Genomic DNA, 22,463 nt, shown 5'->3' with positions numbered 1-22,463 from the left:
TCAAACCACCTCGACGCTAAACGCCGATCCCCCCTTAATCCAGGGAGGAAAAATTCCGCCCGCCACCCATCGACCTCAAAGCACGCCCTTGGGATACGAGCCCAGCACCCGGAACAGGCTGGCCTGCTCGCGCAGTTCGGTCAGCGTACTGGCCACTGGTTCGTCCTGAGCGTGACCATCCAGATCGATGAAGAACACGTAATCCCACATGCCGCGCCGCGAGGGCCGCGATTCGATGCGGCTCATGCTCACATTGTTCCGGGCCAGTGGTTCCAGCAGCTTGAACAGCGCGCCGGACCGGTTGAGCGAAGCCACCAGCAGCGCGGTCTTGTCGTCGCCAGACGGCGCAATCGGCTGGGTGCCGATAATCAGGAAGCGGGTGGTGTTGTTCGGCTCGTCCTCGATATTGCGCACCAGGGTCGGCAATCGATAGATGTCCGCCGCGCACTGGCCGGCGATCGCCGCCGCGTCCGCCTCGTCGCGCACCCGCAGCGCCGCCTCGCCGTTGCTGCTCGCCTCGACCTGTTCGACCCGAGGCAAATTCGCATCCAGCCATTCGCGGCACTGCGCCAGCGACTGCCGGTGGGAATAGATGCGGCGGATGGCCATCAGATCGACGGCGCGGGTGATCAGATGATGGTTGATGCGGATCTGCACCTCGCCGCAAATCCGCAGCGGCGATTGCAGAAACATGTCCAGAGTATGGTTGACCACCCCTTCGGTGGAATTCTCCACCGGCACCACGCCGTAGTCGGCGGAGCCGGCCTCGACCTCGCGGAACACCTCATCGATGGCCCGCAAGGGGATGCTGTGAATGGACTTGCCGAAGTGCTTGAGCGCCGCCGCCTGGGTAAAGGTCCCTTCCGGGCCGAGAAAGGCGATGCGGAGTGGCTCTTCCAGCGCCAGACAGGCCGACATGATCTCGCGGAACAGCCGGGCCATTTCCTCGCTGCTCAGCGGCCCTGGATTGGTTTCGATCACCCGCCGTAACACCTGTGCCTCGCGTTCGGGGCGGTAAAAATTGCCGGTGGCGCCAGCGGCCTGCTTGATCGCGCCCACCTGCTGCGCGCAGCTCGCCCGCTCGGAGATCAATGTCTGGATTTGTCGGTCCAGCGCATCGATGCGCTCACGCAGCGCACGCAGGCTGTCCGCCTCGCTCATGCCGCCGGCTCCTCGTCATCCTGGGCGTCTTCCGGCGGCGCGCTTTCGTCATCGACCGATACATCGTTGGGAACGTCCACCTCGCCGATGCTTTCGATTTTCTCGACTCCGACCAGCTTCTCATCGCCTTGCAGGCTGATCAGCTTCACCCCCTGGGTGTTGCGACTCACCAGTGAAATCTCTTCGACCCGGGTGCGCACCAGCGTACCCCCGTCGGTAATCAGCATGATGTCGTGGTCGCTCTCGACCTGCACCGCGCCGGTGACCCGGCCGTTACGCTCGGAGGTCTGAATGGAAATGACGCCCTGGCCACCCCGGCCCCGGCGTGGGTAGTCATCGACCGGCGTGCGCTTGCCGTAACCGTTTTCGGTGACGGTCAGCACCGTGCCTTCACCCACCACGATCAGGGCGATGACCTTCTGCTCGGCGCCCAGGCGGATACCGCGCACCCCACAGGCGGAGCGACCCATGTCGCGCACCTCGGTCTCGGCAAAACGCAACACCTTGCCGGCGTCGGTGAACAGCATCACATCGCTCTGACCGTGGGTCAGCGCCACGTTGACCAACTGGTCGCCCTCGCGCAGGTCGATGGCGATGATGCCACTGGGACGCGGCCGGGAATAGGCCGATAGCGGCGTCTTCTTGACCGTGCCGTTGGCGGTGGCGAAGAACACATCATGATCATCGCTGAACTCGCGCACCGCCAATACCGCGTTGATCCGTTCGCCCTCTTCCAGCGGCAGCAGGTTGACGATGGGGCGACCGCGCGCGGTCCGGCTGGCCTGCGGCAGCTCGTAGACTTTCTTCCAGTACACCTTGCCGTAGTTGGAGAAACAAAGGATGGTGTCGTGGGTGCTAGCGACAAACAGTTTATCGACAAAATCCTCTTCCTTGAAGGTGGTGGCCGCCCGGCCGCGCCCGCCGCGTTTTTGCGCCCGATACAAGGACAAAGGCTGCGACTTGACGTAGCCGGCGTGCGACAGCGTGACCACCATGGCCTCTTCATTGATCAGGTCTTCGAGATTCAGATTCTGTTCGTCGGGCAGGATCTGGGTGCGGCGGGCGTCGCTGTACTGGGCGCGCAGCTCCAGCAGTTCGGCGCGAATCACCGCCGTCAAGCGTTCCGGCACGGTGAGGATCTCCAGGTAGTCCTGGATGCGGGATAGCAAATCCTGATACTCGTCCAGCAGTTTGCGCTGTTCCAACCCGGTCAGCCGATGCAGTCGCAAATCCAGAATCGCCTGCGCCTGGGCCGGCGACAACCGGTAGCCGACTTCACTCAGGCCACATTCCGCCGGCAGATCCTCCGGCCGCGACGCCGCCGCGCCGGAGCGGGCCAACAGATCGGTGACCGCACCCGGCATCCATGCCTGCTCCAGCAGCGCGACGCGGGCGGTGGCGGGATCGGCGGCGGCGCGGATCAGCGCGATCAGGGGATCGAGGTTGGCCAGCGCCACCGCCAATCCTTCGACGATGTGAGCCCGCTCGCGGGCCTTGCGCAGATCGAAGACGGTGCGCCGCACCACCACTTCGCGGCGGTGCGCCAGGAAGGCTTCCAGAATCTGCTTGAGGTTGAGCAGGCGCGGCTGGCCTTCGACCAGCGCCACCATGTTGATGCCGAACACGCATTGCAGCGAGGTGTGCAGAAACAGGTTGTTCAGCACGACCTCGGCGGCCTCGCCGCGTCGCAATTCGATATAGATGCGCAAGCCGTCCTTGTCGGATTCGTCGCGCAGTTCGGTGATGCCCTCCAGTTTGCGGTCCTTGACCAGCTCCGCGATTTTTTCAATCAGCCGAGCCTTATTCACCTGATAGGGCAGCTCGGTGACGATGATCGCCTGCCGGTTGCGCAGCTCGTCGGTTTCGATTTCGGTCCTGGCGCGCATTCGCACCCGGCCGCGACCGGTCTCGTAGGCTTCGCGGATGCCGCTGGCGCCGTTGATCAGCGCGGCGGTGGGGAAATCCGGCCCCGGAATGTAGCGCATCAGCTCGGCGATATTCAGCAACGGGTCGTCGATCAGCGCCATGCAGGCATCCACCACCTCGGTCAGATTATGCGGCGGGATATTGGTGGCCATGCCGACGGCGATGCCGGAGGAGCCGTTGACCAGCAGGTTGGGCAAGCGGGTCGGGAAGACCGACGGCTCGCGCTCCGATTCGTCGTAATTGGGGACGAAATCGACCGTTTCCTTGTCGAGATCGGCCAGCAGTTCGTGGGCGACGCGGGCCATGCGCACTTCGGTGTAGCGCATCGCGGCCGGGGCGTCGCCGTCGATGCTGCCGAAGTTGCCCTGCCCGTCCACCAGCATGTAGCGCAGGGAAAAGGGCTGCGCCATGCGCACGATGGTGTCGTAGACCGCGGAATCACCGTGTGGGTGGTACTTACCGATCACGTCACCGACCACGCGGGCGGATTTCTTGTACGGTTTGTTCCAGTCGTTGCCCAGTTCGCTCATGGCGAACAACACCCGCCGATGCACCGGCTTCAGTCCGTCGCGCACGTCCGGCAGCGCCCGCCCGACGATCACGCTCATGGCGTAATCGAGGTAGGACTGCCGCATTTCGTCTTCCAGATTGACCGGCAGGATTTCTTTGGCGATATCAGTCATGCGGAACCCTCGTCAGCACCCAACCCGGCCGCTAAGGGCAGCCGTGAGACGATGGATTTTAGCACAGCCAGGGGTCGGAGTTCGGACGGCGTCATGACCCTTGGCACAGGCAAGAGCACCGTGAAAATTCCCAATGCACTGACGCGGATGGGCCATGAATACAAGTGGGCCTGGGACCATTGAATTATTGAGCAAATGCCGCCATGTCACCGTCACCGACCGGCCTATCGCAAGCCGCCAGCCATCATGGCCAACCAGTACCTGAATCCACGGCGCGGCGGGCAACCATGAGAGTTGGCGAGACAGGCTCGCGTCTTTCGTGTATAAAAATTGGGTGTTGCCCCTGACGTCAAAGACCCTTTGCTGAACCGTTCGCGTTGAACCGTTCGCGTTGGGAAACGGTCAATAGCATTAGCTCATCAATCCTTGGGAGGTTCGATTTACGATGTTGCAGAAAAACGATGTTCTGGCCAAGGCGCCCTTCACGCTGACGCTGGATAAGCCGGCCGTCGGCAACAAGGTCCTGCGCAATACCTACCTGCTGCTATCGATGACTCTACTATTCAGCGCGGTTACCGCCGGCATCGCCATGGCTGCCAACGCCGCGCCGCTGCACTGGCTGATCACGCTGGGCGGTTATTTTGGCTTATTGTTCGTGGTCACCCGGTTGCGCGACAGCGTCTGGGGTCTGGCCGCGGTGTTCGCCCTGACCGGCTTCCTTGGCTACACGCTGGGACCGATTCTCAATTTTTACCTCAGCTTACCGAACGGCTCGCAGGTGGTGATGACCGCGCTGGGCGGTACTGGCGCGATCTTCCTGGCGCTGTCCGGCTACGCGGTGGTCAGCCGCAAGGACTTCAGCTTTATGGGGTCCTTCCTGATGGTGGGTATCCTGGTCGCGTTCCTGGCCGGGCTGGGCGCGATGCTGTTCAACATCCCGACCCTGTCGCTGGCGGTATCGGGGATGTTCATTCTGCTGATGTCGGGCATGATCCTCTGGCAGACCAGTGAAATCATCCACGGCGGCGAAACCAACTACATCATGGCCACCGTCAGCCTGTACATCACCATCTTCAACCTGCTGCTGAGCCTGCTGCAGATTCTGGGTGTCGTGTCCGGCGACGACTGATCGCACGCCGGTCCACCGATCCGTATCGAACCCCGCTCACGCGGGGTTTTTGCCATGAATGACTAGCGTGAATTGGCCTGCCCGTTCACGATCACGAAATTCTGGTGGGATTCGGACCAGCGCACGGCAATGTCATTGCCGGTGACTGGAAAATTCGGCAGGACAAACTCGCCGCTGACTCCTTGCAGATACTCCACGCCCAAGCTGGTCACGGTAAAGTTGACGTTGGCGAATTCCACACCGTCGGCGAAGGCCCGCAAGTTGTGGCTACCGTTGCCCAGCCGGTTCCAGTTGAAGGTGTAACCAAAGCCGTTGTCGGCGTCACCGCAAATTTCGACCGTGTCGGGCCGCGCGGTGCCGTAAGCCACTTGCCGCCGCGCGCCGCCATCGATCTGGATTTCCACCGTGCCGGCTTGGCAGATCCAACCCCGGATCAGGCCGATCCCGCTTTCGAAGGAGCCTTGTTGGGGGCTTTCCAGATAGGCGGGGAATTGCGCCAGCGGGACGGTCATGGTCAGCTGTGGATCGGTCAGATTTCGGTTGGCATCGACCATCATGAAATTCTGATGAGGCTCGGACCAGCGCACGGCAATGTCATTGCCGGTGACTGGAAAATTCGGCAGGACAAACTCGCCGCTGACCCCTTGCAGATACTCCATGCCCAAGCTGGTCACGGTAAAGTTGACGTTGGCGAATTCCACACCGTCGGCGAAGGCCCGCAAGTTGTGGCTACCGTTGCCCAGCCGGTTCCAGTTGAAGGTGTAGCCAAAGCCGTTGTCGGCGTCACCGCAAATTTCGACCGTGTCGAGCCGCGCGGTGCCGTAAGCCACTTGCCGCCACGCGCCATTGTCGATCCGCACCTCCACGGTATTGGCTTGGCAAACCCAACCCCGGATCAGGCCGATCCCACTCTCGAAGGAACCTTGTGTCGGGCTTTCCAGACTGGCGTTTGGCGAAGTAGCCAACGCTGGGTAGTGGACTTCGTTGGAGAAATCGCTTCTGATCGTCTGGGTCGTATCGTAGGCGGTAATCGCAAAATAGTAAGTCGTTCCCGCCTCAAGGTCCGTCAAGGTATATTGGGTCTGATCACCAACATCGATGCTGTCGGTGTAGTTCCGGCTGGCATGACCATAGTACAACGCGATGTTCGACTTTTTCGAGGAGAGATGAGGGCAGACCGATGCGGCATGACGGTGCGAGCTAAGCTGAGAGGAACCAACCACCTCAACCGCACGGAGAGACCGCCATGCCGCTTGAAGACTTTATCATCACGGTGTTTTGCTGGGTAGAAGAACACCTGGAAGCCCTGCTGGGGGATCATCGCTTGCGCCAGCGTGGTTTTGCCCCGAAGTTGGCGGACAGCGAAGTGATCACCATGGAGGTGGTGGGTGAGTTTCTGGGTTTGGATACCGATGTGGGCATCTGGAAGTATTTCCGTCGTCATTGGCCGTCGTGGTTTCCAAGACTCGGATCGCGAACCACGTTTGCCCAGCAAGCGGCCAATCTCTGGGTCGTCAAACAGCGGCTGCATCGGCATCTGCTGATCGACTTGGGGGCGGTGACGGACCCTATTCACCTCGTCGATGGCTGCCCCATGCCGGTGTGTATGCTGACCCGTGCCCCGCAATGCCGATGTTTTCCCGAGGCGGCCGGCTTCGGCTATTGCGCGGCAAAAAAGCAGTATTATTATGGACTTCATGGTCACTTGATGATCACATTCGATGGCGTGATCACGGCGTGGACGGTGACCCCCGCCGCCGGTGATGAACGCGAAGCGCTTTGGGATTTGACGGACGGCGTTCACGGCTTGGTCATTGGCGACAAGGGATACCTGAGCGCCTGTCTTCAGGCGGAACTGGCAACCACGGGGATCGATTTGCAAACCCCCTTGCGGGCGAACATGGCCGATTCCCGTGCGCCTTGGATCATCCAACAACTGACGAGAACCCGCCGCCTCGTGGAAACCGTCATCGGTCAACTGACCGAGCAGTTTCATTTTGAGAAAATCCGGGCGCGGGATGTTTGGCACTTGACGAGTCGGATCGCCCGAAAAATCTTGGCGCACACCTTGGGTATTTTCATGAACCGGCAAATCGGTCGGTCAGACCTGCAGTTTGAGAGCCTGATCGCCTGAAAAGTCGAACATCGCGTTAGTACAGAACATATCCTCCCACATTCGGAGACGTACTCGGGTCCCATGCCAAGGTGATTTGAGCCGCTTGGGCAACGGAAACACTGGGCCAATATCCTAATACTCCCGCCAGCGCCATCAAGCCGAGAATTTTCACGGTGGTCTACCTCTGCTTGTCGATAACCCACCCACCACCCGCGGACTCCGGGAAACCTGAAGTCAAATCGCTGGGTACCTCTTACAAGAAATTTCTTTTGGCCAAGCCACACAGCACCTCGAATAGAATCTCTGAAATTAAAATAATCGCCGGATTAGCTTATTTTTCAAAAATACTATAATAATATCAATGCGTTAATTTTTGCACAGCTCCTCTGGACGCCCAGTATCTCGAATCAGTGGTCGAGAGCGGAGCGACCGATAAGCTGAATTGGCTGGTTAGGCCGGCACTGTAAGTTTAAGACCGACAATACCCGCAATGATGAACGCTACACTTATGAGGCGAGCCGTATTGGCCGGCTCTCCAAACAGTACGATTCCGAGGATCACGGTGCCGACAGCACCCACACCGACCCATACACTATAGGCTGTGCCGACCGGGAGTGTCTTCATAGCAATCCCCAGTAGCCACAGACTAATAACCATCGCCAGAATCGTCCATAAAGTCGGCCACAACCGGGCGAATCCATCCGTGTATTTCAGCCCAATAGCCCATCCCGTTTCAAACAGTCCCGCAAGAAAAAGCATAGCCCAAGTCATAATTCTTCCCTTTCCAGTCGTGGGGTCGTCCCCGGTAAATATTGGAGCGGCATGGTTAGGCATTGATTGATCGAAGCTCTGTGGTGGCGGCACCCAATACAAACAGTGCTGACCGAAGGAAGAGGCCGGCTAGCGCCAAGCCAACCAGAATGTCTGGCCAACCGGAGCCAGTGAGGGGCGGCGGTGACGCGAGTACGGGACGACGAAGTCGCCCCGAAGCGGTGACGCTCCAATGAAGGTTCGACGGCGCGAAGCGCCGAGAATCTGATGTTGGAGTCAATGCTTGCAAGTTTCGTGATAACAACAACTCGAATCAGCCTGTCAGTGAATCAGACCAGACCAGACGCCAGCAATTGCATCATCAACGCCAATGCCACTGCCGCCCTCCATGTCAACTATTCTAGTCGCTAGGATTCGGACATTCAGTCAGAAGCCATGTTCTCGCATCAAGCCAATTCCGCCAGCCAGGTCCGCGCCTGTGCCGTCGCCGCGCGCACTCGGTTCGGCGCGGTGCCGCCCAATACATCGCGGGCCGCCACCGACCCCTCCAGCGACAGCACCACGAACACGTCGTCCTCGATCAATGGCGAGAACCGTTGCAGTTCCACCAGCGTCATGTCCGCCAAATCGCGGTCGGTCTCGATTCCCAAGCGTACCGCCTTGCCGACGACCTCATGCGCGTCGCGGAATGGCACGCCCTTACGCACCAGATAGTCGGCCAGATCGGTGGCGGTGGCGAAACCGCGCCGGGCGGCCTGAAACATATTCTCGCGCTTGGGACGCAAAGCCGGCACCATGTCGGCGAAAGCACGCAGACAACCCAGCACGGTATCGACCGTATCGAACAGCGGCTCCTTGTCTTCCTGGTTATCCTTGTTATAAGCCAAGGGCTGGCTCTTCATCAGCGTCAGCAACGCCACCAGATGGCCGTTGACCCGCCCGACCTTGCCGCGCACCAGTTCCGGCACGTCGGGATTCTTCTTCTGCGGCATGATCGAGGAACCGGTACAGAACCGATCCGGCAGATCGATGAAATCGAACTGCGCCGACGACCATAGCACCAACTCCTCCGACATCCGCGACAAATGAGTCATCAGGATCGCGGCGGCGGCGGTCAATTCGATGGCGAAGTCGCGGTCGCTGACCGCATCCAGGGAATTGGCGCAGGGCGCATCGAAATCCAGCAGTTGCGCGGTGTAATGCCGATCCAGCGGATAACTGGTGCCCGCCAGCGCCGCCGCGCCCAGCGGCATAATGTTGACCCGTTTGCGACAGTCCATCAGTCGCTCGTAATCCCGCTTGAGCATCTCGAACCAAGCCAGCAGATGATGGCCGAAGGTCACCGGTTGTGCGACTTGCAGATGGGTGAAACCGGGCATGATGGTATCGGTCTCGCGGGTCGCCAGATCCGCCAAGCCACCCAGCAAGCGGCGCAGTTCGGCTTGAATCGCGTCGATGGCATCGCGCAGGTACAGCCGGATATCGGTGGCGACCTGATCGTTGCGCGAACGACCGGTATGCAGTCGCTTGCCGGCGTCGCCGATCCGCTCGATCAGCCGTGCCTCGATATTCATATGTACATCTTCCAGCGCCAGCGACCATTCGAACTCGCCGCGCTCGATCTCGGCGCGAATCTCCTCCAAGCCGCGCACGATGGCCGCGCAATCCTCCCGCGACAGCACCCCCACCCGTGCCAGCATCCGGGCGTGGGCCATCGAAGCATTGATATCCTGGCGGTACATCCGCCGGTCAAACTCGACCGAAGCGGTAAACGCCGCCACGAACGCATCGGTGCTCTCGGTAAATCGTCCGCCCCAAGTCTGATTGGTCTGTGTGTCGCTCATGAGATATTCTGTATGTTAAATAAAGAGAAGCCATAGCTTAGCAAAATCATGCCCTCCGATATCCTGCGCATCGCTACCCGCAAAAGTCCGCTCGCCCTCTGGCAGGCCGAACACGTCGCCGCGCGCCTGCGCCAACTGCATCCCGGCCTGCGGGTTGAATTGGTCGGCATGGTCACCCGTGGCGACCAGATTCTCGATAGCCCGCTGGCCAAGATCGGCGGCAAGGGCCTGTTCGTCAAGGAACTGGAACAGGGTCTGCTGGACGGTCGCGCCGATCTCGCCGTCCACTCCATGAAAGACGTGCCGGTGGATTTCCCCGCCGGTTTGGGTCTGCCGGTGATTCTGGCGCGCGAGGACCCGCGTGATGCCTTCGTTGCCAACGCTTATCCCCACCCCGACGCCCTGCCGACCGACGCGCGGATCGGCACCTCCAGCTTGCGCCGGCAATGCCAGTTGGCGGCCCGCTATCCCGGCTGGCGGATTCGCGGCCTGCGCGGCAACGTCAACAGCCGACTGGCGAAGCTGGACGCGGGCGAATTCGATGCCATCATTCTGGCTGCCGCTGGCCTGAAACGGCTGGGCTTGGAAGAACGCATCACCGTCGCCCTGGAGCCGGAATTCAGCCTGCCGGCTATCGGCCAGGGAGCGATCGGGGTGGAATGCCGGCTGGACGACACTCGAACCCGGACGCTGATCGCCCCGCTTGACGACGACGCCACCCACACCCGGATTGCGGCGGAACGGGGCTTCAACGCCCGCCTGCAAGGCGGTTGTCAGGTGCCGATCGCCGGTCATGCCCTGCTGGAACAGGAGCGGATCTGGCTACGCGGTCTGGTCGGCGAACCTAACGGCAGCCGGATCGTGGCGGGCGAAATTCGAGGTCCGGCCACCGACACCCGCGCGCTCGGGGTCGCGCTGGCCGAGGAGCTGCTCGGGCGTGGCGCCGGCGAAATCCTGCAACGACTGTTATGAAAGCGCGATGGGCACACCCCTAGATCTGCGTGGTCTCGGCGTGCTGGTCACTCGGCCGAAACACCAGGCCGAACCGCTGTGCCGACTGATCGAAGGCCATGGCGGCATCGCCATTCGCTGGCCGACTCTGATCATCGCCGCACCGCGCGACCCCGCGCCGGCCCTGGCCCTGTTCGACCGCTTGGTCACTTACGATCTGGCAATTTTTACCAGTGCCAATGCCGTGGAGCGGGCGTTGCCGGCAATCCGCGAGCGCGGCGGCATTCCCGATCGACTGGATATCGCCGCCATCGGCCAAGCCAGCGGCCGGGCACTGGCCCGTCATGGTATCGACCGCTGCCTGCAACCCGGCGGCGATTTCAGCAGCGAAGGATTGCTGGCGTTGCCACGCCTGAGGGAGGTGGCTGGCCAGCGCATCGCCCTTATCTGCGGCGAAGACGGCCGGGAACTGCTGGTCGAAACCCTGAGCGCTCGCGGGGCATGGGTGGACCGCGCCGAAGTCTACCGGCGCGAGCGGCCGGCGACCGCTAATATCGAGGGACTGCTGGCACGCTGGAAGCGCGGCGAAATCGGTGCCGTGACAGTCACCAGCGGTGAAAACCTGCGGAATCTGTTTGATATGCTTGGCGTAGCCGGGCAAGATTATTTGTGTGATACACCTCTGATCGTGGTCAGTGCCCGCATCCGGCGGATCGCCGCGGAATACGGCTGCCGCCGCCTTTTGCTCGCCCGGGAGGCCGGCGACGACGCCATCGCCGCCGCGCTACTCGACCTAACGACAAATTCCCTCTCACCCGCTCGGTAAATATGACATGACAGACAAAGCAACCGATCCCGGAACCACCAACGCCGCGCCCGCCGCGCCCGAAACCCCAATCACTCCACAGCTCGCCAAAACCGCCCCACCCGCTCCGGCGCCCGCGCCCGCGTCCAAGAGCGGCCGAGGGCTGGCGGCGTTCGCTTTACTGGTCGCGCTGGGTGCCGGCGGCGGCAGCGGTTATCTCTGGTACCAGGGACAGCAGGATCAGGCGGCCCAGACCACCCGGCTGGACCAGGCGGTCAAACAGGCCATCGCCCAGCGCGACCCCGAATTTCAGGCGCTGAAGAACCAGATCCAGCAACTGCAAGCGCTCAAGGGTGGGCTCGATCAGTTGCGCGCCGACAATCAGGCGCTCAAGGAGCAACTGCTGGGCCTGACTGGCGACTTGCAACCACTGAAAAACGCCGCGGAGCTGAGCAAGGGCGAGGTCGAGGTCGTCAAGAATGAAATCAAGCTGCTGCGGGAAGGTCAGGACACCCACAAAACCACCGTCCAGCAACAGAAAGAACAACTCGACGCCGCGCTGCGGGAGCAGGAGACCCGCCTAGGCAAACTGAGCGAGCATATCCAGAACCTGCAACTCAGCCATAATGGCTTGTCGGAAAATCTGGAAACGGTTAAGACCGTGGCCGCGCAAGGTGGCGATGTCAATGCCTTCCCATTGGCGGAAGCGGACTTCCTGCTGCGCTTGGCCGACACCAAGCTCAAGTTGGAACGCAATGTTCCCGCCGCCCAACTGGCACTGGAAACCGCTCAGAAGCGGCTCAAGACCGTCAAGGAAAATGGGCTCGCTCCACTGCGGACCATGCTCGGCGAGGCCATCGCCAGCCTGCGCGGCGTCAAGCTGCCCAATTTCTCCGGCCTGGCGCACAAGGTGCTGGAGCTGGAAAAGGAAGCCGATGCACTGCCGCTGAAAATCGACTCGGGCGTACCCGACATCAAGAACCGGGTCAAGCCGGCCGCCAGCGCCACCGTGAGCGACGACGCTGACCGCCCCTGGTGGGACCGTGCCACCGAAGCAATCTGGAATCAATTCAAGGATATCGTGGTGATCCGGCGCGAGCGCAACGAAGCGCCGCCGCTGATCGCCCGCGAAGCGGAGTACTTCCTGCGCCAGAACCTGCAACTGGCACTGGAAAGCATGCGAATGGCGCTGTTGGGTGACGATGCCCAAGCCTTTCAGGATTCCAACCAACAAATTCGCGATTGGGTCGAAAAGTATTTCGATACCCAAGACTCGCGGGTCACCGCGTTCCTCGCGGAGTTGCAAGCCCTGCGGGCGGTGCGGTTCAATCCCTACATCCCGGACCTGACCAGTCTGAACCGGGCATTCAACGACTTCATGACCCAACGGCAACCGATTCGCGCCGTGCGGCAGGTTCCGGTGACCTCGACGGTCGTACCGGCGGCGGCCCCAACGGCGGCTGAGAGGGAACAACCATGAGGCTATTGATCGGCGTTATCGTCACTTTGTTCGTCTCGGTCTGGATGGCGCTGTCGCTCCGCCAGGATCCCGGCTATGCCATGTTCAGCATGGGCCAGTGGACCGTCGAAACCAGTCTTGCCTTCTTCGTTATTTTCCTGGTGATTGCCTTCTTCGTGTTTTATCTGCTGGTACGGTTGGCGGTCCGGCTGTGGCAGACGCCGGGACAAACCTTGCATGCCAATCAGCGCCGACTGAACAAGAAGGCGCGGCGCTTGCTGGACCTCGGCAACCGACAACTGGCGGCTGGTCAGTGGCTAACGGCCGAGAAAACCCTGCTGAAAGGCGCGGAGTACAGCGAAACCCCCGCCCTACACTATTTGGGCGCGGCGCGCGCCATTCACCATCTCAACGACGTCAGGTGGCGCCGCGACTTGCATGTGCGCCGGGCCGAGGATTCGCCGGACGCCGACAAACTGACGGTGCAATTGACCCGCGCGGAGTTCCTGCTGGACGACGGGAACGCCGAGCAGGCTCGCATCATCCTGGAGTCGCTGCACAATCTCAACCCGCGCCATCCGGGCGTACTGCAATGGCTGGCCAAAACCTACCAGCAACTGTGCGCCTGGGAACCATTGCAAAAACTGCTGCCGGAGGCGCAGAAACAAAAGGCGCTGAGCGCCGAATCGTTTGCCGAGTTGCAAAGCCAGACTTATCGAGCGTTATTGGAAAGCGCCGCCGCCAGCGGCTCGCTGGACCGGTTGCGGGCGCTATGGAAACAGGCGCCGGCGACACTGCGCGAGGAAGACGAAGCATTCCTGGTCGATTACGCCATTGCCCTATGTGATTGCGAGGCGATCGACGATGCCGAGGCACTACTGCGCGAGGCGATCGACCGGCGCTGGAGTGTGAAGCTGGTGGTCGGTTACGGGATGCTGGGGCGCGGCAATGCCACCGCGCAACTGGCCGCCGCCGAAGGCTGGCTGGCCAAGCACGGCGACGACCCGTATTTGCTGCTGACGCTGGGTCGGCTGGCCAAGCGCTGCCAGCAGAATGGCAAGGCCCGCGACTACCTGGAGCGCAGCATCCGGCTGATGCCAACACCGGACGCCTATCAGGAACTGGGCGAACTGCTGCAATCCCTGCATGAACTCACCTACGCCGGCCAGTGCTTCCACGCTGGCTTGCGGCTGCTGGTCGGCAAGCCGCAGGAAAAACAGGGTGCGATGCTGCCCGTCGGCGAACCCGTGCAACAGCTTGAGGGACCGGCGGACCAAACACCCGCGCCGGCGACGGCGGGCTAAACCGGGCTAAACCTGGCCAAACCGGCGGGTGGTTGCGAAGACCGCCCGCCAGTATTTCCAGGAGCATCAGCTACTGCCAGCTATGCTCTGCCATAGCCTAGCGTAAAAACCGCGAGGATAAACGAAGTGGCACTGATCGAGGGGTTTCGCGTACAAAATTACCGCGCGCTACGAGACGTAACGCTCGGTAAACTCTCCGGTCAACCAAAAATTGATTCGCTAACCCCCTTCACAGTGGTGATTGGAAAAAACGGCACAGGTAAAAGCACGCTTTTCGATGCCTTCGGTTTTGTCGCTGATTGTTTGACGCTGGATATAGAAACCGCTTGTGATCAAAAACAGCGTGGTGGTTTCGAGCGTCTACGTTCGATGGGATCAAAAGAAGCCATCCGCTTCGAAATCCATTACCGCGAAGCGACTAACGAACGACCTATTACCTATGAACTAGCAATTGCGTTGGATGACTTTGGAAGACCATTTGTCGAGTCCGAGGTCTTGAAACAACGCCGCAAAGGGCAAAAGTACGGTCGACCTTATCCTTTTTTGCGCCTCCACCACGGCAGGGGTATGGTGTGGGCTGGTGAGGATGCGGTAGAAGATGATGCAAGAACCGAGAACGAGGAGGACCGTGCCCAGGAAACAGTTGAATTGACTGATCCACGCCAACTCGGCATCGCCACACTCGGGACGCTCAGAGAACATCCTCGCATCAAGCGCTTCCGCGATTTTCTAAAAGGCTGGTACCTATCTTATTTCCACCCGGACGCTGCACGTAGTCTTCCTAGTGCGGGTCCGCAAAAACACTTAAACGTGCACGGAGACAATATCGGCAACGTCGTGCAATTTATGGAGCGGGAACACAAAGCGCGATTCAAAACTATTCTGGAACGCATTGCAGCCAAAATCCCAGGAGTTACCAGTATCGACACTCATGTAACTGAGGATAAGCGAGTGCTGCTTCGTTTCAATGATGGCGCTTTCAAAGACCCTTTTTTTGCCCAACAAATGTCTGATGGCACATTGAAAATTTTCGCTTACTTGTTGCTGCTGGAAGACCCAGATCCTCCACCATTCATTTGCATTGAAGAACCAGAAAATGGTCTGTATCACAAGTTACTGGAAACATTAGCTGAAGAGTTCCGCTCCCACGCAACCGGAAAAAAAAATGCGTCACAGATTTTCGTGACTACACATCAGCCGTATTTTGTCGACGCTCTAACACCAAAAGAGGTTTGGACCCTGGAGAAGGAAAAAGATGGTTACTCTACCGTTCATCGTGCCTCCGACCTAGAAATCGTGAAAAATCTGGTTGCTGAGGGATTACCACTGGGGGGATTGTGGTACAGCGATTATCTCGATGTGAGGTGAGTATGCACATCGAGATTCTGGTCGAAGATCAATCGGGGAAAAAATTGTTGGAAACGCTGCTGCCACAACTACTGGGATCACAGGGCGAACCTCATACTTGGCGCCTATTCGCCTACAAAGGCATTGGCCGCATCCCTCAAGGATTATCTACGAAAGGCGACTCTTCCAAACGGATTCTGCTCGATCAATTGCCGAAACTGTTGCGTGGCTATGGGAAAACACCTGGAATTGATGCGGTTGTGGTGATATTGGATGTAGACAAACGCAATTGCATTGAATTTTTGCACGAGCTGCAAGTCGTGACTGAATCTTGTCACCCTCATGCACCAAAAACCTTGTTCCGACTAGCCATTGAAGAGATGGAAGCTTGGTATCTTGGCAATCAACAAGCCTTGATGGAGGCTTATCCACGCGCCAAGCGGAAAGTGCTGGACAGCTATATACAAGATAGCGCCTGTGGGACTTGGGAGCTACTCGCGGACGCAATATATCCAGGAGGCTCGGCAGCCATCAAAAAAGCCGGATGGCCATTGCCGGGACAGGTGAAGTACGGATGGGCTGAAAAAATCGGGCCGCTAATGGACCCGGAGCAAAATACATCACCCAGTTTTTGCAAACTGCGCGATGGCTTACGTCGACTGGTCGCGAGCGCAAGCTAAAGTAAAATCAGGAGTCATCTTCACCCATTTGGGAGCATTTGCATCTCATGCATCCGGTTTTTATCGCGTCGAAAACTCGAAAGAATCATAGAACAGCTGTTCGACCGGTAATCCTCGGGCGGCGAATGCCGGCTTGGCGGCTTCAATCATCGGCGGCGGGCCACTCATGTAGACGTCATGGCCGCTCAGGTCGGGATAATCCGCCGCGACTGCCTCATGCACCCAACCGGTACGCCCTTGCCAATCGTCCTCTGGACGCGGCTCCGACAGCACCGGCGTATAGCGGAAATTCGCATGTTCCGCCGCCCATCGACGCGGCAGCGCATCCAGATACAGATCCACCTTTGCCCGCGCGCCCCAGTACAAGTGCAGCGGCCGGTCCAGCCCGATGTGAAAGGCGTGATCCAGCATACCTTTCAACGGCGCGAAGCCGGTGCCGCCGCCGATCAGGATGATCGGCCGTGGCGAGTCCTCGCGCAGAAAGAAGGTCCCCAGCGGCCCCTGAAACCGCAGCAGCGCCTTGTCCTTCATCCGCTCGAATACGTGATCGGTAAAAAACCCGCCCGGCACATGGCGCACATGCAGTTCCAGCAGATCGTCGGCATGAGGCGGGTTGGCCAGCGAAAACCCGCGCCGCCGCCCATCGGCCAGCAGGATATCCACGTATTGACCAGCCAGAAATTGCAAACGCTCGACGCTCGGCGGCCGTAGATAAAGCCGCATGACGTCCGGCGCCAGCAATTCCCGCCGCTCCACCCGGCAGGGTAAAGTTCGAACCACGATATCGGCCACACCCTTGACTTCACGCGCCTCGATCACCAGATTCGAACGCGGTCGGGCCTGACACAGCAGCACTTTACCGGCATTCTGCTCGGCTTCGCTCAAGGCCGGCGGGCGGCCATCGGGATAGCTGACCTCGCCGGACAGCATCGTCGCCATGCAAGACCCACAAGTTCCATTGCGGCAACCGTAGGGCAATACATTGCCCTTCTCGCGCAGGGCGGCGTCCAGCACCGACTCATCGTTCCCGACCTGAAATTCATGGCCGCTCGGCTGGAGGGTGACGTGATAAGACATCATCGATTTCGTCTCTCTATTTTTTATTGGGCGCGGGCTGTTTAGAAGCGGATTCACCCGCGCGGTTCGCCGGCACTACAATCCCAGCTCATCCCACAACGCATCCACCCGCTGTTTTACCACCGGACTCATCGCAATCGGCCGACCCCATTCACGCGTGGTTTCACCCGGCCATTTATTCGTCGCGTCGAAGCCGATCTTTGAACCCAATCCCGACACCGGCGAGGCAAAATCCAGATAATCGATCGGGGTATTTTCGATCATGACCGTATCCCGCGCCGGGTCCATCCGTGTGGTCATGGCCCAGATGACATCCTTCCAGTCGCGGGCGTTCACATCCTCGTCCACCACGATCACGAACTTGGTATACATAAACTGGCGCAGGAACGACCAGACCCCCAGCATTACCCGTTTAGCGTGCCCCGGATACTGCTTGCGCATCGCCACCACCGCCAACCGGTAGGAACAGCCCTCCGGCGGCAGATAAAAATCGATGATCTCGGGAAACTGCTTTTGCAGGATCGGCACAAACACTTCGTTCAAGGCCACGCCGAGAATCGCCGGCTCGTCCGGCGGACGGCCGGTGTAGGTACTGTGATAAATCGGATTCTCGCGGTGGGTGATGCGCTCGATGGTGAATACCGGAAACCGGTCCGTCTCGTTGTAGTAGCCGGTGTGGTCGCCGAATGGCCCCTCCAGCGCGGTTTCCTCGGGGGCGATGTGCCCCTCCAGCACGAACTCGGCGCTGGCCGGCACCTGCAACTCGCTGCCCAGACATTGCGCCAGTTCGGTGCGCGAGCCGCGCAGCAGCCCGGCGAAGGCGTATTCCGACAGGGTATCCGGCACTGGCGTCACCGCCGCCAAAATGGTCGCCGGATCGGCGCCCAGCGCCACCGTGATGGGAAACGGCTCGCCGGGTCGGGCCTGCCGCCAGTCGCGAAAATCCAGCGCCCCGCCGCGGTGGGCCAGCCAGCGCATGATCACTTTATTCCGCCCGATCACCTGCTGGCGGTAGATACCCAGATTCTGGCGCGACTTGTGCGGCCCCCGAGTTACCACCAGACCCCAGGTAATCAATGGCCCGGCGTCCTCCGGCCAGCAGTGCTGCACCGGCAGTCGCGCCAAATCCACATCGGCCGCTTCGATCACCCTCGCCTGACAAGGCGGCCGACCGATCTTCTTCGGCGCCATATCCAGCACTTTCCTGAAGATCGGCAGCTTCTCCCAAGCATCGCGCATGCCCTTGGGTGGGTCCGGCTCCTTGAGAAAAGCCAGCAGTTTGCCGACCTCGCGCAACGCTTCCATGTCGTCCGCGCCCATACCCAGCGCCACCCGACGCGGCGTGCCGAACAGGTTGCCCAGCACCGGAATCGCATGACCCTTGGGATTCTCGAATAGCAGCGCCGGCCCACCGGCCCGCAGCACCCGATCACAAATCTCGGTCATCTCCAGATGAGGATCGACGGCAACCCGGACCCGCTTCAGCTCGCCGAGCCGTTCCAATTGAGCGATAAAGTCGCGCAGATCCTGATAATGCATGGCTGCCTCCCCCGGCATCGGTCCGCATGGGCCAAGAATGAATGGTGCCGATATCCAAATGCACCAATCAGCACATTTTACCGTCGAACACCCGAATAGTGCTCTTAAAGTGACCATGAAGCGCCACAACGAATTGATTTATTAGCCATGCCGTGGCATCTCCAACCCCAACAGCTACACTTTTCATTTCGATCACGGACGGATCGGAAACCACGCCGCTAGCCGGCACCGCTTTCCGCTGCCCCGCGCCCGATCCCGAGGAGAGCGCATGAAATCCCTGCTTCGCATCGCGGCATTCATCGACGCATTGAATACGGCGATCGGCCACTGGATGACTTGGCTCATCCTGTTCTGCACCCTGACCAGCGCCACCGCCGCCACCCTGCGCTACGCCTTTGACTGGGGCTCGAACGCTCTGCTGGAGGCGCAATGGTTCATGTTCGGCCTGGTGTTCCTGTTCTGCTCGGCCTGGACCCTGCGGGAGGGCGGCCACGTTCGCATCGACATCCTGTCCTCCCGGCTGCCACCGGTGGTCCGGGTGTGGATCGATATTTTCGGAACGCTGCTGTTTCTGCTGCCGGTCTGCCTGTTGATCGTGGCCGACTCCTGGAATTTTTTCCTGCTCTCCTTTCACACCCGCGAAGCCTCGCCCGATCCCGGCGGGCTGGCGTGGTGACCGCTCAAGTTCGCCATCCCGGCGGCTTTCGCCCTGCTCAGCCTGCAAGGTCTGTCCGAGATCATTAAGAACGTGGCGGTGCTGACCGGCAACCGGCCGATGCCCGAGTTCCGGGGAGGGCACTGACATGGCCGAATTTCTGATTGCCTACATGGCGCCGATCATGTTCACGGCGCTGATGGTGTTCCTGCTGATCGGCTATCCGGTGGCCTTCTCGCTGGCGGCGGTCGGCATGGCTTTCGGCCTGGTCGGCATCGAACTCGGCCTGCTCACCCCCAACCTGCTCCAAGCCCTGCCGGATCGCGTGTTCGGGATCATGAAAAACGAGATCCTGCTGGCCATCCCGTTTTTCACCTTTATGGGCCTGGTGCTGGAACGCAGCGGCATGGCCGAGGATCTGCTGGACACCATCGGCCAGTTGTTCGGCAACGTCCGCGGCGGGTTGGCGTTCGCGGTCATCTTCGTCGGTGCCCTACTGGCGGCCACCACCGGCGTGGTCGCCGCCTCGGTGATCGCCATGGGGCTGATCTCGCTGCCGATCATGCTGCGTTATGGCTACGATAAATCGCTGGCGTGCGGAGTGATCGCCGCCTCTGGAACGCTGGCGCAGATCATCCCGCCTTCGCTGGTATTGATCGTGATGGCCGACGTGCTGGGCCGCTCGGTGGGCGATATGTACAAGGGCGCGGTGTTGCCCGGCCTGATCCTTGGCGGGCTCTACGTCGGCTGGGTGCTGATCAACACCCTGTTCCGCCCGCGGCTCGTTCCAGCCCTGCCACCGGAAGCCCGCACCCTGCGTGGTTGGGGGCTGGCCCGACGGGTGGCGATCACGATGCTTCCGCCGCTGGTGCTGATCTTCCTGGTGCTGGGAACCATCTTCATCGGCTGGGCCACCCCGACCGAGGGCGGCGCGATGGGTGCGATCGGGGCCCTGCTGCTGGCGCTGTCCAAGGGCAAGCTGAACCGGCTGATGTTGACCGAGTCCCTGCGCTCCACCGCCAAGATCGCCAGCTTCGTGATCTTCATCCTGATCGGTTCCAGTGTATTCAGCCTGGTGTTTCGCGGGGTCAACGGCGACCTGTGGGTCGAACACCTGCTGCTCGATCTGCCCGGCGGGGCAATGGGGTTCCTGATCTTCGTCAATATCCTGGTCTTTTTTCTGGCTTTTTTTCTCGACTTTTTCGAGATCAGCTTCATTATCCTGCCGCTGCTGGCGCCGGTGGCCGATAAGCTCGGCATCGACCTGGTTTGGTTCGGCATCCTGATGGGGGTGAACATGCAGACCTCGTTCATGCATCCACCGTTCGGTTTCGCGCTGTTCTACCTGCGCAGCGTGGCGCCGCCGGAGATCCGCACCAGCGATATCTACTGGGGCGCGGTGCCGTTCGTGGTCATTCAGGTCATCATGGTGGTACTGATCATCTCCTTCCCCTCGCTGGTCACGATAGGTTTGGATCGCCCCACGCACACCGGCCAGCCAGCCCCAATTCAATTGCTCATGCCGCAGGACAATCGGGGCGGCGTCAACCGGGACGACGCCGCCGACCTGTTCCGGCAGCTCCAGCCCTCGGGGCAGTGAGCGCGCCTTCCCTTCCTTGAATCCCTTTCCTGAGAAAGGAGAGGAGCGCATGACGATGGCGCGCTGGCTATTTGCCGGAGCGCAACATGGCCTGCATGAAGTTGGCCAAGGTGCCTTCCGGCAATCCAGCCCAGATGTCGGATGCCCGCTGGAAGGCGCGCATCGAGTCATACAGCTTCTTGAAATCCGGATTCTTCGCCGACTCCTCGGCGTAGATCTTCTGTGCCGTCTCATAGGCCGCCTTCATCACGTCGTCCGGATAGCGACGCAATTGCGTGCCGTTTTGCACCAGTCGCTGGATCGCCAGTGGGTTCTTGGTATCGTAGGCCGCCAACATGCCGACATTGGCCTCGGCCGCCGCCGCCTCGAACGCCGCCTGATAGGGCTTGGGCAACTTGTCCCACTGTTCCTTGTTGACGTAGAACGACAGCACCGGACCCGGCTCCCACCAACCGGGGTAATAGTAGAATTTGGCAACCTTGTAGAAGCCGAGCTTTTCGTCGTCGTAGGGGCCAACCCATTCGGCGGCGTCGATGGCGCCTCGCTCCAACGCCGGATACACTTCGCCGCCCGGCAGCGACTGCGGCACCGCTCCCAACGCCGAAAACACCTCCGCGCCGAAACCGGGAATCCGGATCTTCAGGCCCTTCAGATCCGCCAGTGAATTGATTTCCTTTCGGAACCAGCCACCCATCTGCGTGCCGGTATCGCCACCAAGGAAATTCACCACGTTGTACTTGGCGAAAAACTCCCGCAGCAGAGGACCACCTTCGCCATGATAATTCCAGGCGAACATCTGCCGGGCGGTGAGGCCAAACGGCACCGAACAGTCGAGCGCGAATGCCTTGTTTTTGCCGTGAAAGTAGTACGAGGCAGTGTGGCAGAGTTCGACCGTATTCTGCTGCACCGCGTCCAGCACCCCGAACGGCGGCACGATCTCGCCACCGGCAAACACCCGAATTTCGAATTTCCCTTCGGTGATTTCCGACAGCCGTCTGGCCAACACCTCGCCCCCGCCATAGATCGTGTCCAGACTCTTGGGGAAGCTCGACGCCATCCGCCACTTGATGGTGGGCAAAGCCGCGGTCTGCGCCATCGCGGGAACGGCGGCCGTACCAGCGGCGGCCGCCAAACCCAAACCGGTTTTCTTAATAAAATCACGACGCTCCATCACTATCCTCCACAGGGTTTATTGGTATGAAATGCTGTTTCAGGGTCCTGGATACTGGACAAAAATCGCCAGTCCCGACAGGGATAACTCTATCAGACCCAAGCCGGATTGCACCCGTGCATCACGGCGGGTTTTCGGTTTCGTCGCGCTTGCCGCCAGCATACGGATTTTTGACAACCCTCCAGAATATTCGCATAATTTAATTGTAGTCTTTACAGTACGCTCTCGGATTTTCACGGGACGCC

The 22,463-nt window shown here is 60.3% G+C and carries 17 protein-coding genes and 1 pseudogene; 10 read left to right on the top strand and 8 right to left on the bottom strand.

The window, feature by feature from the left end:
- Positions 1-75: 75 nt before the first annotated feature.
- Together pheA and gyrA are read right to left on the bottom strand one after the other, a co-directional pair.
- Entirely contained in the window at positions 76-1,161 is a 1,086-nt protein-coding gene (gene pheA, locus IPM89_04235) for a prephenate dehydratase (GenBank protein ID QQS55040.1), read from the bottom strand.
- Positions 1,158-3,770 (bottom strand): DNA gyrase subunit A, encoded by a 2,613-nt coding sequence (gene gyrA, locus IPM89_04230; protein QQS55039.1) that lies wholly within the window; start codon positions 3,768-3,770, stop codon positions 1,158-1,160. Before gyrA ends, pheA begins: the two co-directional genes overlap by 4 nt.
- Before the next feature lie 445 nt (positions 3,771-4,215).
- Here gyrA and IPM89_04225 point away from each other — a divergent pair, with 445 nt between their 5' ends.
- A complete protein-coding gene (locus IPM89_04225) occupies positions 4,216-4,899 on the top strand; it encodes a Bax inhibitor-1/YccA family protein (protein ID QQS55038.1) in 684 nt (227 codons plus the stop codon).
- 62 nt (positions 4,900-4,961) lie between these two features.
- Here the strand turns inward: IPM89_04225 and IPM89_04220 are convergent, their stop codons facing one another.
- Positions 4,962-6,038: a fibronectin type III domain-containing protein gene (locus IPM89_04220; protein QQS55037.1), complete on the bottom strand. Its 1,077-nt coding sequence runs from the start codon at positions 6,036-6,038 to the stop codon at positions 4,962-4,964.
- Positions 6,039-6,145: 107 nt separating this feature from the next.
- Between IPM89_04220 and IPM89_04215 the strand changes: the two genes are divergently transcribed.
- Complete coding sequence (locus tag IPM89_04215; protein QQS55036.1) at positions 6,146-7,033, top strand: IS982 family transposase; 888 nt, start codon at positions 6,146-6,148, stop codon at positions 7,031-7,033.
- A gap of 432 nt (positions 7,034-7,465) precedes the next feature.
- On the opposite strand, the gene sugE is transcribed toward IPM89_04215, so the two are convergent.
- Entirely contained in the window at positions 7,466-7,786 is a 321-nt protein-coding gene (sugE, locus tag IPM89_04210; protein QQS55035.1) for a quaternary ammonium compound efflux SMR transporter SugE, read from the bottom strand.
- Between the two features lie 446 nt (positions 7,787-8,232).
- Complete coding sequence (gene argH / locus IPM89_04205) at positions 8,233-9,630, bottom strand: argininosuccinate lyase (protein QQS55034.1); 1,398 nt, start codon at positions 9,628-9,630, stop codon at positions 8,233-8,235.
- A gap of 48 nt (positions 9,631-9,678) precedes the next feature.
- Here argH and hemC point away from each other — a divergent pair, with 48 nt between their 5' ends.
- The 6 genes from hemC to IPM89_04175 all read left to right on the top strand — a co-directional run bounded on the left by hemC (position 9,679) and on the right by IPM89_04175 (position 16,176).
- On the top strand, positions 9,679-10,602 hold the full coding sequence (hemC, locus tag IPM89_04200) for a hydroxymethylbilane synthase (GenBank protein QQS55033.1): 924 nt from the start codon (positions 9,679-9,681) through the stop codon (positions 10,600-10,602).
- A gap of 7 nt (positions 10,603-10,609) precedes the next feature.
- Entirely contained in the window at positions 10,610-11,407 is a 798-nt protein-coding gene (locus tag IPM89_04195; GenBank protein QQS55032.1) for a uroporphyrinogen-III synthase, read from the top strand.
- Positions 11,408-11,414: 7 nt separating this feature from the next.
- Positions 11,415-12,866, top strand: a complete 1,452-nt coding sequence (locus IPM89_04190) for a uroporphyrinogen-III C-methyltransferase (protein ID QQS55031.1) — start codon at positions 11,415-11,417, stop codon at positions 12,864-12,866.
- Positions 12,863-14,149 carry a hypothetical protein gene (locus IPM89_04185; protein ID QQS55030.1) on the top strand — a complete coding sequence of 429 codons (1,287 nt, stop codon included), beginning with the start codon at positions 12,863-12,865 and terminating at the stop codon, positions 14,147-14,149. Before IPM89_04190 ends, IPM89_04185 begins: the two co-directional genes overlap by 4 nt.
- A 126-nt stretch (positions 14,150-14,275) precedes the next feature.
- Positions 14,276-15,517 carry an AAA family ATPase gene (locus IPM89_04180; GenBank protein ID QQS55029.1) on the top strand — a complete coding sequence of 414 codons (1,242 nt, stop codon included), beginning with the start codon at positions 14,276-14,278 and terminating at the stop codon, positions 15,515-15,517.
- Positions 15,518-15,519: 2 nt separating this feature from the next.
- Entirely contained in the window at positions 15,520-16,176 is a 657-nt protein-coding gene (locus tag IPM89_04175; protein QQS55028.1) for a DUF4276 family protein, read from the top strand.
- 60 nt (positions 16,177-16,236) lie between these two features.
- Here IPM89_04175 and IPM89_04170 read toward each other — a convergent pair whose 3' ends face one another.
- Both IPM89_04170 and ubiD read right to left on the bottom strand, forming a co-directional pair.
- A complete protein-coding gene (locus tag IPM89_04170) occupies positions 16,237-17,253 on the bottom strand; it encodes a CDP-6-deoxy-delta-3,4-glucoseen reductase (protein QQS55783.1) in 1,017 nt (338 codons plus the stop codon).
- 75 nt (positions 17,254-17,328) lie between these two features.
- Positions 17,329-18,792: a 4-hydroxy-3-polyprenylbenzoate decarboxylase gene (gene ubiD, locus IPM89_04165; GenBank protein QQS55027.1), complete on the bottom strand. Its 1,464-nt coding sequence runs from the start codon at positions 18,790-18,792 to the stop codon at positions 17,329-17,331.
- 268 nt (positions 18,793-19,060) lie between these two features.
- On the opposite strand from ubiD, the pseudogene IPM89_04160 reads away from it, so the two are divergent.
- Positions 19,061-19,594, top strand: a pseudogene (locus IPM89_04160) (TRAP transporter small permease subunit).
- 1 nt (position 19,595) lies between these two features.
- The gene (locus IPM89_04155) at positions 19,596-21,047 is read left to right on the top strand and encodes a TRAP transporter large permease subunit (GenBank protein ID QQS55026.1); all 1,452 of its coding nucleotides are present in this window, start codon (positions 19,596-19,598) and stop codon (positions 21,045-21,047) included.
- Positions 21,048-21,114: 67 nt separating this feature from the next.
- Here the strand turns inward: IPM89_04155 and IPM89_04150 are convergent, their stop codons facing one another.
- Positions 21,115-22,218, bottom strand: a complete 1,104-nt coding sequence (locus tag IPM89_04150; protein ID QQS55025.1) for a TRAP transporter substrate-binding protein — start codon at positions 22,216-22,218, stop codon at positions 21,115-21,117.
- Positions 22,219-22,463: the final 245 nt, after the last annotated feature.

The organism is Candidatus Competibacteraceae bacterium, from assembly GCA_016699715.1.
In the GTDB taxonomy this organism is placed as follows: domain Bacteria; phylum Pseudomonadota; class Gammaproteobacteria; order Competibacterales; family Competibacteraceae; genus Competibacter.
Note: the sequence above shows the minus strand (reverse complement) of the source record. Positions and strands in the feature narration are given on the sequence as shown.